The sequence below is a fragment of the Mesorhizobium tamadayense genome, assembly GCF_003863365.1.
Taxonomy (GTDB): domain Bacteria; phylum Pseudomonadota; class Alphaproteobacteria; order Rhizobiales; family Rhizobiaceae; genus Mesorhizobium; species Mesorhizobium tamadayense.
Map to the genome: position 1 here is coordinate 42,607 of NZ_RQXT01000046.1, position 13,779 is coordinate 56,385.

Annotated in this window: 12 protein-coding genes; 3 read left to right on the forward strand and 9 right to left on the reverse strand. The window is 62.8% G+C overall.

Going from position 1 to position 13,779, the window contains the following annotated elements; all coding sequences use genetic code 11:
- Positions 1-2 precede the first annotated feature (2 nt).
- From EH240_RS28280 to EH240_RS28320, 9 genes are all read right to left on the reverse strand, one after another.
- Complete coding sequence (locus EH240_RS28280) at positions 3-722, reverse strand: SDR family NAD(P)-dependent oxidoreductase (protein WP_167484193.1); 720 nt, start codon at positions 720-722, stop codon at positions 3-5.
- Positions 719-1,210: a MarR family winged helix-turn-helix transcriptional regulator gene (locus tag EH240_RS28285; protein ID WP_125004745.1), complete on the reverse strand. Its 492-nt coding sequence runs from the start codon at positions 1,208-1,210 to the stop codon at positions 719-721. Before EH240_RS28285 ends, EH240_RS28280 begins: the two co-directional genes overlap by 4 nt.
- Positions 1,211-1,468: 258 nt before the next feature.
- Positions 1,469-3,115: an ABC transporter ATP-binding protein gene (locus tag EH240_RS28290; RefSeq protein ID WP_125004747.1), complete on the reverse strand. Its 1,647-nt coding sequence runs from the start codon at positions 3,113-3,115 to the stop codon at positions 1,469-1,471.
- A gap of 276 nt (positions 3,116-3,391) precedes the next feature.
- A complete protein-coding gene (locus EH240_RS28295; protein WP_125004749.1) occupies positions 3,392-4,120 on the reverse strand; it encodes an SDR family oxidoreductase in 729 nt (242 codons plus the stop codon).
- 46 nt (positions 4,121-4,166) lie between these two features.
- Positions 4,167-5,297, reverse strand: coding sequence for an ABC transporter ATP-binding protein (locus EH240_RS28300; protein ID WP_125004751.1), 1,131 nt, complete (start codon positions 5,295-5,297; stop codon positions 4,167-4,169).
- A gap of 4 nt (positions 5,298-5,301) precedes the next feature.
- Positions 5,302-6,138 (reverse strand): carbohydrate ABC transporter permease, encoded by an 837-nt coding sequence (locus tag EH240_RS28305; RefSeq protein WP_245436442.1) that lies wholly within the window; start codon positions 6,136-6,138, stop codon positions 5,302-5,304.
- On the reverse strand, positions 6,135-7,076 hold the full coding sequence (locus EH240_RS28310; RefSeq protein ID WP_125004753.1) for a carbohydrate ABC transporter permease: 942 nt from the start codon (positions 7,074-7,076) through the stop codon (positions 6,135-6,137). Before EH240_RS28310 ends, EH240_RS28305 begins: the two co-directional genes overlap by 4 nt.
- 82 nt (positions 7,077-7,158) lie before the next feature.
- Positions 7,159-8,445, reverse strand: a complete 1,287-nt coding sequence (locus EH240_RS28315) for an ABC transporter substrate-binding protein (RefSeq protein WP_125004755.1) — start codon at positions 8,443-8,445, stop codon at positions 7,159-7,161.
- 124 nt (positions 8,446-8,569) lie between these two features.
- Positions 8,570-9,586 (reverse strand): hypothetical protein, encoded by a 1,017-nt coding sequence (locus tag EH240_RS28320; protein WP_125004756.1) that lies wholly within the window; start codon positions 9,584-9,586, stop codon positions 8,570-8,572.
- Positions 9,587-9,994: 408 nt separating this feature from the next.
- Between EH240_RS28320 and EH240_RS28325 the strand changes: the two genes are divergently transcribed.
- From EH240_RS28325 to EH240_RS28335, 3 genes are read left to right on the forward strand one after another with little or no spacing between them, the layout of a single operon-like run.
- Positions 9,995-11,284 (forward strand): ADP-dependent glucokinase/phosphofructokinase, encoded by a 1,290-nt coding sequence (locus EH240_RS28325; protein WP_125004758.1) that lies wholly within the window; start codon positions 9,995-9,997, stop codon positions 11,282-11,284.
- Complete coding sequence (locus tag EH240_RS28330) at positions 11,274-12,047, forward strand: SDR family NAD(P)-dependent oxidoreductase (RefSeq protein WP_125004760.1); 774 nt, start codon at positions 11,274-11,276, stop codon at positions 12,045-12,047. The genes EH240_RS28325 and EH240_RS28330 overlap by 11 nt, the downstream gene beginning before the upstream one ends.
- Positions 12,048-12,097: 50 nt before the next feature.
- Positions 12,098-12,931 carry a DeoR/GlpR family DNA-binding transcription regulator gene (locus EH240_RS28335; RefSeq protein WP_125004762.1) on the forward strand — a complete coding sequence of 278 codons (834 nt, stop codon included), beginning with the start codon at positions 12,098-12,100 and terminating at the stop codon, positions 12,929-12,931.
- The last annotated feature ends 848 nt before the right edge of the window (positions 12,932-13,779 follow it).

Sequence of the window (13,779 nt, forward strand, 5' to 3'; positions counted from 1 at the left end):
GCTCAGTAGGACTCCTCAAGCTGGCAATTGATGGAGAACTCGGCGACGCTCGCATGGTCGGGCAGATCAAGTAGCAGCCCGATGATCCGGGCGAGGTCGTCCGGGTCGGTCATCAGCGCATCGGCGCGATCGGTGATGCCGCGAGCCATGTCCGTGGCGACGAAACCGGGACAGACGGCCGTGGCCCGAATTCCGAGATCCCACCCCGCCTGCCGAATACCGTGGGACAGCGCGACGGCGGCAAATTTGGAGATCGAGTAGGAGCCTGCTGTCACGGACTTGACCCGCTTGCCCGACAACGAGGCGAGAATGATCACCCGGCCTGTGTGGCTCGCCGCAAGCGATGCCCATGACGCGCGTACCAGACGGCGCGGCGCCTTGACGTTGATCTCGAACATGAGATCGAGATCCGCGTCGTCGACGTCGATGACCGACTTCGGAATCATGATGCCGGCGCTGGCGACAACTGCGTCGATCCGACCGAAGGCATCGACGGTCCCGTTGACCCATGCCCGCTCGCAGCCGGCTTGCGCGGCATCGTAGGGGAACACACGGACGCGCTCGCCATCGGTCCAGTCGGGTTGCAGCGGTTCGCGCATGCCCAGCGACAGTGTCCAGCCCGTTTCGAACAGGTGCCGCGCGCAAGCCGCACCGATGCCGCGGCTGGCGCCGGACACGAGCGCCACACGCTGGCCGGCTCGGCTTCCTGCCGGTTCCCTCATTGGTCGAGTCCCGCGGTGCGGCGGTAGACGCGCCGCAATATGTCCAGCAGACGCTTCTGGTCTTTCTCGGGCACACCCGCGAAGAAATCGCTGGATTGCTTGGTGGCGATCTTGCGCACCTTGCGAGCGAGGTCTGCCCCCTTTTCGGTGATGTGAAGCTCCTGTGCGCGTCCGTCGTCCGGCGCGTTCCGGCGCGTTATCAGGTCATGATCGATCATCTGGTCGACCAGCCTGCCCATGGCGGAGCGATCTCTCATGATGAGCTGCGCGATGACCGAGGGCCGTATTCCCGGGTGGCTATCGACAAGGAGCAAGGTCGTGATCTTGCCGGTTCCCCGAGCGACGTCGAGACCTTCCAGGCGGTCATCGAGATCGCGCGAAAGCGCAATGTTGATGCTGCGGATATAGAAGCTCAACGTGTCTTCGAGGACATCCAGCCCGACCGTCTCGACGGGATAAGGCGGACCTTTCTTCTTCTTTACCGGCATCGAACACTCTCCAGAGACTGGCGTGGACAGCCTTCATCAAGATCGCCGCAGCCCCATCCGGATCTTCCAGTCCATGATTGAGCTGGTAGTGGATAAATGCAACTACTTTTAGTGGACAAACGCAACTATTCTGCTCGACAGCAGACTTGGACGAGCGCGCGTCGGCGATTCGATCGAAGAACAGGCTTGCAGCCGCGCCTTTGCCGGCACGAATTCATGGCTCAGCGAAGGTCAGGGATCTTCAGTGTCGCCTTCGACTCAGGCGGCGGGGACCCATTTCTTGCCGGGAATGGCGGAGATCAGTTGCCTTGTATAGGGATGACGGGGCGACCGGAATATCTGCGAAGGCGGACCACACTCCACGACCTCGCCGCGGTTCATCACCAGGATCTCGTCGCAGATGCGGCTAGCTACCCTCAGATCGTGAGTGATGAAGATCATGGCGATCTTCATTTCCTTCTGGATGCTCGCCAGCAGATCGAGGATCTGCGCCTGGATGGAGACATCGAGAGCTGAGACCGCTTCGTCGGCGACCAGAACTTTGGGATCCATCATCAGGGCTCGTGCGATGCCGATCCGTTGACGCTGGCCGCCCGAGAATTCGTGCGGAAAGCGGCCATAGGCACCCTCGTCGAGCCCGACCAGACGCAGCAGATGCAGCGCCTTCGCGCGCGCTTCCCGGGCGGACAGCCCGTGCGCAATTGGACCGACGGTGAGGATCTTGGCGATCGTCTGCCGTGGATTGAGCGAGGCGAACGGATCCTGGAAGATCATCTGGATGTGCGGCCGCATCGGACGGAAATCGGAGTCTGAAAGCGCTGCTATATCCTTGCCGTCGAACAGGATGCTGCCCCCGTCGCTGTCGAGGAGCTTCAGCAGGACGCGGCCCAGCGACGATTTTCCCGAGCCGGACTCGCCAACGATGCCGAGCGTTCTGCCCTGGCGAACCTCGAAGCTGACCTGTTTGACGGCGTGCACGGTGCGGGCCCGCGAGAAGAAGCCGATGCCCGGCCGGTAGGTCTTGTCGAGTTTCTGCACCTCCAGCACGATCGGAGCATCGTCACGAGCCTTCGTTTCGCTCTCGATCATGTGCGGGACGGCGGCGATCAGCCGCCTGGTGTAGGGATGGCTTGGATTACCAAGCACATCGGCGGCGGCGCCTTGTTCGACCACCGCGCCTTTTTCCATAACGATGACGCGATCGGCGATTTCCGCGACGACGCCAAAGTCGTGCGTGATGAACATGACGCTCATGTTCTTTTCGCGCTGCAGCCGCCGGATCAGGGCAAGGATCTGCGCCTGGGTGGTGACGTCGAGAGCCGTGGTAGGCTCGTCGGCAATCAACAGATCAGGCTCGAGTGCCAACGCCATGGCGATCATTACGCGCTGGCGTTGCCCCCCGGAGAGCTGGAACGGATACTGGTGCCGCAGAACCTCCGGCTCCGGCAGGCCGACTTCGCCAAGCAGGTCGACAACCGCCTTGACGCGGGTCGCCGAGGTGCCGGACCGGTGTGCTTCCATGACCTCCGCCACCTGCTGGCCGACAGTCATCAGCGGATTGAGTGCTGAAAGCGGATCCTGGAAGATGATGGAGACCGAACAGCCGCGCAGGCTCCGCATCACACCTTCCCCGGCGTTGGCGAGATCGTGGCCCTTGAATCGGATGCCTCCCCGCGCAATCCGCACTGAAGACGGCAACAGACCCATGATCGCGTTTGCGGTGACCGACTTGCCGGAGCCCGACTCGCCGACGATGCAGAGCATCTCACCCTTCCTCATATCGAAGGATATGTTTTCGACTGCGTTTTCCCGCTCCATGTTTTTGGGCAGGCGGACGGTCAGATTTTGAACAGAGAGAACAGTTTGCTCGCTCGGCTCGCGGGATGTCGTTTCGCTCGGCGGCATTGCTTGGCCTTTCAAAGTCCAATGATCTGACATCGCATAGTAGCCGCACGTCATACGGTCAACGCAAGCCCCGACGACTATTTCATTCGTCGGCGCCGACGAGTCATTGGCGTTTGAAGTCGCGCAATATGCGGTCTCGAACTGGCAGAGGGAAAGTGCCCTCAAGACCCATTCGAACCTGAACGTCCGCAAGGCGCATTGTGAGTTTCAGCACCGTGGGTCCAGCCAGAGCGCGTTCCTGCCGCAAGTTTCTTGGGAGTGTGCCTGCCAAGGGCCTCATCGGCAGGTATAGCCGCCGTCGATGGGCAGCGAAACGCCGGTGATCATCGAGGCCGCGTCGCTGAGCAGGAAGACGATCGGGCCGGCGACTTCGTCCTCCGTCGCCCAGCGGCCGAGCGGCATCTGCTTGAGAAAAGGTTCGGCGACATGCGGCTGGCTCCAGTGGCCGGAAGAGATCGGCGTCATCACCACGGTCGGGTTGACGCTGTTGACGCGGATTCCGTATTTGCCCAGCTCTAAGGCTGAACAGCGCGTGATGTTTTCGAGCGCCGCCTTCGAAGAGCCGTAGGAGATGTGGCCCTCGAGCGCGACCAGCGCCGCCTGGCTGGAGACGTTGACGATCGCACCACCTTTGCCGATGCGGACCATTTGCTGCGTCGCATACTTGGTCACCAGCAGCGCGCCGCGCGCGTTGATGGTGATGACCTTGTCGAAGATGGCGATGTCGGTATCCATCGGCGTCGCGATCTCGCCACCGAAACCGCCGCTGTTGACCACGCCCCAGAGGTCGAGGCCCTCCAGGGCATCGCGGATCTCGCCTTCCGAGGCGAGATCGAAGGTCACGGTGCGGCAGCCCGTCTCCCTGGCGATCGCATCGAGCGCTTCGCGCGAGCGTCCGGCTGCGATGACGTCCGCATTCGCCCGCACCAGGTGCCGCACGGTGGCGCCGCCGATACCGCCGCTGCCGCCCGTCACCAGAATCTTTCTACCCTGAAAATCCGTCATGGTTCCCTCCCTGCTCAAAGCAATTGTCGCGGCAATCCGCCTCGGGTCAGTTGACGCGTCCCCTGGATGACACCGGTTCCGCATGCGCCTCGCTGGCATCGGAAATCCGGTCTCCGGCGCCGTTGAAGAGATGGCAGGCGCGCGCCGGCAATGCGACCCCGATGCGGTCGCCCGCGCGCACGATCCGGCCGCGGCTGTCGCGAATGACCAGGCTTTCGCCGCCTTCATTGGCATGGATGAACGTGTCGCTTCCAAGAAGCTCGACGATTGCGGCCTTGAGGACATGGCTATTGGGCTGTCCTTCGCCCGCCAGTTCGACGTGCTCCGGCCGAATGCCGAGGGTGACGCTATCGCCGGGCTCAACATGTCGCTCGACCGGAATGTCCATCGTCGGTCCCATCGAAAGGGCGACGGTCGCGACCGTGCCTCGACTAGCAACCACCTTGCCGTTCAAGAAGTTCATGGCCGGCGAACCAATGAAGCCGGCAACGAACAAATTGGCCGGCCGGTGGTAGAGTTCGAGCGGCGTGCCGACCTGCTCGATGCGGCCGCCATTCATGACCACGATGCGGTCGGCCAGCGTCATCGCTTCGACCTGGTCATGCGTGACATAGACCATGGTCGACGCGAGTTCGGCCTTCAGCCGCGCGATCTCTATTCGCATGCCGACGCGCAGCGCCGCGTCGAGGTTGGAGAGCGGTTCGTCGAGCAGGAAGAGTTTCGGCTTGCGCGTCATCGCGCGGCCGATCGCGACGCGCTGGCGCTGCCCGCCGGAAAGCTCCCGCGGCTTGCGTTTCAGGTAGGAGCCGAGGCGCAGTTTCTCGGCGGCGCGGCTTACCCGTTCGACGATCTCGGCGGCCGGCGTGCGGGCAATCTTCAAGCCGAAGCCGATGTTGCGATCGACATCCATATGCGGATAAAGCGCGTAGGACTGGAACACCATGGCGACGCCGCGTTCTGGTGGCTCGGCGCCACTCATATCGACACCGTCGACCAGGATGCGGCCTGAACTGATGGGCTCGAGCCCAGCGATGATCCGCAGCAGTGTGGACTTGCCGCAGCCGGACGGCCCGACCAGCACGCAGAACTCGCCGTCCTCGATGGTCAGCGACAATTCCGGGATGACCGTGGTGTGTCCGAAGGCCTTGGTGATCTTGTCGATCGAGAGCGTTGCCATTGGCCTAGCCTTTCACCGCGCCGGCGAGCAGGCCGCGCACGAAGGCGCGCTGCACCAGTACATAGAGCAGGATGAGCGGAAGCGCGATCAGGGTCAGGATCGCGAAGAGCGCACCGGGATTGGCCATGTAGAGGCCGGAATACTGCATCGGCACGATGGTGAGTGTCTTCATCTCGCTTCTGGTGAGAACGATGAGAGCGAGGAAGAACTCGTTCCACGTAACGATGAACTGCCAGATGGTGACGAAGACCAGGGCCGGCCGCACCAGCGGCAGGGCCACATGCCAGTAGGTCTGCCAGGCATTGCAGCCGTCGACCCGCGCCGCTTCGAACAGCTCGCGCGGCGCGTCCTCCATGAAGGCTTTGAGGATGACCATGGCAAACGGCACACCGAGCGCCGCATAGGGCAGGATGAGGCCGATATAGGTGTTCACCCAGCCGAAGTTCTTGAGCAGGATGGCCAAAGGCAGGACCATCGAGGCGAGCGGCACCATCAGCGTGGTCAGGAGGGTCGTGTAGAGCAGCATCGAGCCCTTCAGCCTCAGGATCGCGCAGGCGAAGGCGAAGAGCGAGGAAACCGCGACCACGATCGCCACTGTGGCTGCGGTGATGATCAGGCTGTTGAGGAAAATGCCGCCCAGCGGATTGTCGCGGATCACGGTGACGAAGTTGTCGAAGGTCACCGGCCAGGTGAACAGTGCGGCATCGAAGGCCTGCGCCGGCGTGCGCAGCCCGATCGAGAGCATGTAGACCTGTGGGATCATCCAGAAGCCGAGCACGACGAAGAGAACCGCATGAATGACGACGCCGCGGATGCGGTTGCGGGTGAGCGGCGCCATCATGGCTGCTCCTTTCCAGCCGGCGACAGCCGGGCGCCGAGCAGCGCGATCTGGACCAGCGACAGCACGAGCGCGGTGACAAGCACGATCACGGAAAGCGCCGCGCCGCTGGCGGTATCGCCCAGCACAAAACTCTGCTTGAAGATGAAGGTGCCGAACACCTCGCTCGCCCGGTTCGGGCCGCCGCCAGTCATCAGGTGCACGATCGGAAAGGTCTGCAGCGTGCCGATGACGCCGAGCAGCAGCAGCGACTTCGTCGCCGGCGAAAGCATCGGCACGATGACATGCACGGCAAGCCGCCAGCCTCTGGCGCCGTCGATGCGCGCAGCGTCGAGCACTTCGCTCGGCAGGTTGGCCATGCCGGCGATGTACATCAGCATCGAGAAGCCGGTCCATTGCCAGATGTTGACGATGATCAGCGCGTAGATTGCCGTCTTCGGGTCGCCGATCGGCGACGTCGTCATGATGATGCCGACATGCTTCAGATATTCCTGTGCGATGCCGTAATAGGGCGCGTAGATCTGCACCCAGACCAAGCTGATGACCGAGACGGAGGTCACCACCGGCAGGAAGAACATGGTTCGGAAGAAGCCGCGCAAGGCGTGCGTGTGGCGCTCGATGAAATAGGCGAGCAGCCCGCCGATCAGCATCTGCACCGGAATGGTGATGACGCCCCATAGCACCATGTTGCGCACCACGATCCAGAAGGTCGGATCGCCGAGAATGGTCTTGTAGTTGGCAAAGCCGGCAAAGATGGCTCGGCCGTCCGTCGTGCCGGAATAGAGGCTCTGCCCGGCGACCCAGAGGATCGGATAGGCAATGAAGACAACGAAGAGCAGCGTCGCCGGCAGGGCGAAAAGGTAGAGCGTTGAAGCTCTCGATGCTGATCGCCGTTTCACCGCCGCGATGGCGGCTCCGGCTCGCATGGCCTCTGCGCTCATGATGCTCGCCATCTTACACTGAAAAAGGGCTGGCATTGAAAAAGAGCCGGGCGCGTCTCCGCGCCCGGCAGTTCGTCTTGGGCTATTTCGCTGCGAGAGCTTTCTCGCTAGCCGCCTGGACGGCGGCCAAAGCTGCTTCCGGCTCGGTGCTGCCGGCAGCCACGCCGGCGAGCGCATTGTCGAGCGCCTCGGCGACCGCTGGCGAGGCAAAACGCTGGTTTTCCGCCTTGGGCAGGTCGGCCATGAAACGCGCCGACATCTCCTTCACATGGTCGGTGATGTCGCCCTTGGGGGAATTGCCCTCGAAGGCCGGGAGGTCGTTGAGGTCGTTCAGGGCTTCCTGCAGGCCGACGCCGTTGGTGAGTTCTGCAAGGAAGGTCCAGGCTTCGGGATTCTTGCCGCCATTCTTGGTCAAGCCGTAGCCGATGTCGATGCCGCCGACCGGCGGGCTGGCGGAATTGCCGTCCTTGACCGGAGGCAGATAGAAGAAATCGAAGCCGTCCATGTTCTGCACGAATTCCGACAGCGGCGGCGGGAACTTGCTTTCCTGCATCCACCAGGAGCCAAGCGCCATCATGCCGACCTTGCCCTGCGCGAAGAGCTGCGCGCCGGTCGGATAGGCATGAGCGCCGAGCGCGCCCTGCTGGAAGATGCCGTCGTCGAAGAGGCCTTTCCAGGCCTTCATGGCCGCGACAAGTTCCGGTGCCGTCCATGGCGTCTCGCCGGCCTGCGCCTTGTCGACGATGCCGGCTGAGAACTGGTTGGCGAGCATCAGGAAGACGTTCTCGTTCTGCCAGCCGTCGGCCGCGCCCTGGAACATCGGGATATAGCCGTTGTCGGTCAGTGCCTTCGCCGCCGCCTTCAGGTCGGCGTAGGTCTTGGGAACGGAAAGATTGAGCTTTTCGAAGATCTTGCGGTTGTACCAGATGCACAGGACCTGGGATTCCTGCGGGATGATGTAATAGTTCTCATCGCCCTTCGGGTTGCCCATCAGCATCTGCTTGCGGTTGACGGGGAAAACCTTCTCCGCCCATTTGTCGCCCCACTCTTTGGCGGCGCGCTCGTTCACTGCTTCGAGATTTTCACGATATTGCTGGGTGAGCGAACCTGGCTGCAGGCCGATCACGTCGGGCAGGCTGCCCGAGGCGGCTGCTGCCTTCAGCGCGGTGATGTATTCGGGCGAGTAGTTGTAATAGGTGTATTTGACCTTGATATCGGGATGCGCCTTCTCGAAGGCCGCGATCGATTTTTCCATCGTGCTCTGCACGAACCAGGACCAGACGGTCACCTCTTTCTGCTCGGCATTGGCGGACGCGGAATAAAGTGCCGCGGCGAGGATCGTCGTCGCAAGAAACAGCATTTTTCTCATCATATTCCTCCCTTTTCTAGCTCCCAGATCAAGCGTGCCGCGAGCCTCCATCTCGCGGGCGCCGCAACCCGTTGCCGGGTCACATTCAGGCGCGACGGCTATTGCCGCCGCCAGCGCGCGGGCATCAGGCCGCCTTGGCGGCGGCGGCCGTCAGCGCCTCTTCCGTGATCGCGCGGTCGTCGGCGAGGGGTCGGTTCGGCGTCAGCCCGAGCTTCTGCAACTCACCATGATAGGCGCGCACCGCCTCCTCCGGGGCGATCGTGCCGTCGGCAACGGCGCGCATCAAAACGATGAGCTGCAGCGGCGCCTCGGCGAGGTTGATCTTGCGGCCGAAGAGGGCGAGGCGGGCGCCGTAGCGCTCCGACTGGGCGACGAGCTCGAAGGTGTCACGCGTCGTGCCGGCGCCGCCGCCGAGCACGCCGACGATCAGCTCGGAATCGAAGCTGGCGAGCTCGTCCAGCGCCTTCGGGCCGTTGTAGGCGGTCTTTAGGAACAGCGGACGCTCGGCCTTCGGCACGCTCGCCAGCGACTTGATGATGTTGTCGTTGACGAACTCGCCGGTCTGCTGGCGGTCGAGGCCGATATCGACGCTCGGATTGAAGACCTCGTAGAAATATTTGAAGTTGACCCGGGCCGCCTCGGCGCGGAATTCGGCGAAGGCGTTCAACGTGCGGCAATCGAGATCGACATCGTTGCTGAAGGAAACCGAATAGAGGGCGAGGTCGGTGCCACGCGTCGGATAATTGGCGATGGCGCGCGCAAGATTGGTGTCGCGGAAGGGGACGGACGGCGTCTGCGTGTAGGTGCCGTGGCGCACGGCGCCCCAGCACATCGTCTCCAGATTGCCGCGGATGGCGGGCTTCACCTCGCTGCCGAAGAAGGCGCCGCGCTCGTCGAGGAGATCGAGGTTGGACTGCGACACCAGCATGATGTCGACGATGTCCTGTTTGATGATCTCCTCAATCTGGGCGATGAATTCCTGGCGGCTGCGGCGGCGCGGCGGCCTGGCCGAATAGTCGAAACCCGTGGCGGTCACGCCGGCGCCAACGTCGCTGTCCTTGGCGTCGGCAATGACGAAATCCGCCCGAGTGTAACGGCCAGCGCGGATATTCGCCAGCTTTCTGTCCAGTCTCGTGACCATAATGCTCCTCAGTGAACCTTGTTGTGCGGCTCCGCCGCCGCGCTATCCCTTCGCCGCCATGGGCATATCGGGACTATGCGGATAATTCTCATAATCTGTCAATAGTTATCTAAATCTCTCTAATTTTGAGCGTCGACGGCACTTGGCGGCTCTGCGGCATACCGGGCGAGGGGCCTCGGAAGGGCCGCGAAGTTTCAACTACTTGATCAAAAACAGAAAATTTAGAATATGCGGCGGAGCGATGCACGGGTCGCCGGGCGCGGGCTTGTGCTGCAGAGGCCCCGCGCGCAGCCAAAACCGGGAGCTGTCGAGCAATTCGATGCGCGAAAAGCAAAAAAATCGGATTGACGCTTTGGAAGATAATGATAGCAATTGACAGCGCGAACAGGCGAGGAGGAAGCCCCGGGCATGAGTGATGTTTTCACCGGATCGTTCGCGGATCGCTATGCGGCGCTGATCGATCCACGGTCGGGTCCGCTCGGCACTGAGGCGCTTTCGGCCGCGGGCCTTTTCCTGTGCGGTATCAGCGCTTGCGTCGATGCGCGCGTCGAAATGCGCGATATCCAGCCCCTGCTGGACGCACCGTCCGATACGCCGGCGGGGCGCCTTGCCAGTCTTCTTCTTTCGCGCGCCGCCCGCGGGGTGGGCGGCGAGGTGCGCTTCGACTGGCCGGAAGGCCCGGCATGGCTGCGCGACCGCCTGTGTCCGCGCTATGCGCTGGGCGGTACCGGTCCACAGGCTGCCTGGGTCCTCGGCGAGCTTGGCGTCCGCTCGCTCATCGCCCTCGAGGATCGCTATGCGGCGATGCTGAGGCAGATACCGGCCGGCGTTCTTCTGGCGGAAAAAGATACGCTGAAAGGCGCGGATCTGGTGCAGGCCTCGGGCCCGCACCTTCCCGAGATTTTCATTTTCGAGTTCACCGCCGGCCGCGCCATCGGCGCCATCGTTCCGCCCCGGTCGTCGCGGGTCATCGTCCGCTTCGGCGACCGCGGCATTCAACGCGACAGGGATTTCGAGAGCCTGTCGCGGCGGCTGGCGCCGTCGGCCGCTGCTGGGCTTCTTGCCGGGCTGAACGACGAGGCGGCGGACAATGTCGGCGCCGCCAGCCGGCACGTCTTCGCGCTCAGCCGGGACTGGAAGGCAGCCGGGCTCGCGACGATCCATTTCGAACTGGCGGGTTATGCATCGCAGCAGGCCGTGAAGGAGCTTCTTGGGCACGCTCGTGGCGCGATCACCTCGCTCGGCATGAGCTATTCCGAACTGCTCGAGATGAACCCGTTCGCGCAACATCCGATGGAGGCTCTCATCGCGGTCGGCGAACAACTCGGTCTGCGGCGGGTGTGCGTGCATGCCGATACATGGGCCGTTGCCGTGACGCTCAACGATCCGCAAGAGGAAGAGCTGGCACTGATGGCAGGCTGCGCGATCGCCAGCGCCAGGGCGGCAAATGGCGCGCCGGCGCGCACGATCGCCATCGCGCCGGAGGCCGATTTCCATCCGCTTCCCTTCGAAACGCCGGTACACAAGGGACGCTGGACATTCGTAGCCTGCGCGTCGCCCTATCTGGGCAAGCCCGCGACGACGCTCGGTCTTGGCGACAGTTTTACCGCCGGCTGCCTGCTCATCCTGGGACGAACAGGCCGTGCCGAGACCGGCCTAACCTGCAAAATGCCTGAAGGATGCTCCGATGTTTCTTGAACGATTCCGCCTTGACGGGAAGACGGCCTTCATCACCGGCGGCGGCCGCGGCATCGGCCTGTCGACGGCCGAAGCGCTTGCCGAGGCCGGCGCGAAGGTCATCATCTCGGACCTCGACCGCCAAGTGCTCTCCGCCGGGCGTGATGAGCTGAAGCAGAAAGGTTATGACGTCGAGGCAGTGGAGCTCGACGTGACGAATTCCAAGGCCGTTGCCGTGGCCGCGCGGGCCGCCAACGAGCGCCATGGCGCGGTCGATATCCTGATCGCCAATGCTGGCATCGCCTGGCCTGACACGGGTGGCGAAGAGATGAGTGACGAGGTCTGGCTGAAGGTGGTCGATGTCGACTTGAACGGCGCCTATTGGTCCTGCCGGGAGTTCGCCAGACCCATGTTGGAGCGCGGCCGCGGCTCGATCGTCACCCTCGGCTCGATGTCCGGACTGATCTCCAACAAGCCGCAGCGTCAGGCGCATTATAATGCGGCGAAGGCCGCCGTCCATCACATGACCCGCTCCCTGGCCGGCGAATGGGCTGAGCGCGGCGTCAGGGTGAACTGTGTCGCGCCGACCTATGTCGATACCGTCATGTCGCGCGGCGGCTTCACAGACGAGAGGCTGATGCCGATCTGGATGGACATGACGCCGATGAAGCGTGTCGCCGGCCCGGACGAGATCGCGGCGCCTATTCTCTTTCTTGCCTCGGACGCCGCCAGCGCCATGACCGGCGCGGTGGTGGTTGTGGATTGCGGCTATACGATTTGGTAGGGATTGCCGATTCGGCGCGCCGGATATTCCTGCGCCAGGCGGGTTGAAGCATGGATACTCCGAGCAAACGCGTCGATATGGTTCCCGCCAAGCGGCAGGCTCTCATCCTGGAGCATCTGCGCGTCAACGGCGCGGCCTCGATCCAGGAGCTTGCCGACACGATCGGCGGCTCGCAGTCGACGGTGCGGCGCGACCTTGAGCACCTCGTGGAGAAGGGCTATCTCGAACGCACCCATGGCGGCGCGCATCTTTTGCAGCCAATGCGTGCGACCTTCGAGCGCGAGACAACCGTCAACGCCGAGCTGCAGCATGCCGAGAAGGTCGCGATCGGCCGCGAGGCGGCCGGGCGGCTCAGCGCCCGCGACAGCGTCATTTTCGACAGCTCCTCGACCGTGATGGAGGCGGTGCGCGCCGCGGCCGAACGGGACCTGCCGCTGACCGTGGTGACGAACAGCCTGGAGATCGCCGATTTCGCCGCCAACATCAAATCCTGGCGCATCATCCTGCCGGGCGGCACCGTCCGTCCCGGCTACCGTCATCTGGCCGGCGAGCCTGGCGAGAGCTTCATCAAGACGCTGCATGCCGATCTCTGCATGACCGGCGCCTCGGCCGTCACCGGCACGCTTTTGACCGAGACGTCGCTGGAAGTGGCTTCGCTCAAGCGCGCCATGATCGGCTCCGCCCGCAAGACCATCCTGCTCGTCGACAGCTCTAAATTCACCGCACCCGGTTTCTGCACGCTTTCGGACATTTCCGAAATCGACGAGGTGATCACTGACGAGGGCATCTCCCAGGATGCACTTTCGTCCTTGCGCTCCGCCGAGCGAAAAGTGACGGTAGTTCGCGTCAGCGCCTGGCCGGCTTCAGGTCGTTCCAAATTGTGATGCCGCCATGCGCCGACGTAACCCAGGTTACGAGCAAGCTATAACGACGAGCGGGTTGATCGGCGTGCCGGATGGGGGTGCGGTAGCAGGTGCGATCTGGATGCACGCGTGATCGTACAGCTTTCACCGGCATATGCTACTGCACTCTAGTATCCTGGACGCTCGCGGGTTTCGGCCTCGGACGCAAGGTCCGCCGCTCCGATGACCCCGTCATGTCGACGCAACTTTGCCGCGACGATTACCACCTGCAAAAGGCTCGGCCCAGTCGCGCACCCCCGGACAAGATCCAAAGCCCCGAGCAAGGCCGCCGCCGATGACGATGCGATCGACATCGAGCATCAGCTTGATTTCGAGGCAGAGGCCCCGATGTGGCGTGCGGCTTCGCAGACAATCGCCTTGGCCCAGGATCAGGAGACTTCCTAAACGCGGCCAGCACGATTCTGATTGGAGCAGCCAGGCCCGCTGGGTGGGGTCTATCTTGCAGCCGGATCTTTCGCCGGACTGCTCTCAGCACAGCGAGTGACCCGTTGCCGATCCGATGCTTAATGCGCCCTGTCGAGCGAGATAACGCCGAGTCGTCGTTATTCGGCACCGGCGGTTCTTTGGGGACATTTTCGACCGGCTGCGGCTCTAAAACTTTCATCAGGAAAAAGTAAATATTTCTCAATATTGTTAAGTTTTCATCGCACTTACCGCGGGTCCTATCTGTGCTTATCAGAGAGGCAGCCGATTAGGTTGCAGCAGTAACGGCAACTGAAATTCCGGTTCGATAGATGATTACTTAATTTCAAGTTGGCACACAAGCGTTTGGCGAAAAACAGCCCCGCCAGTGCGCGTTCTTCGCCGCC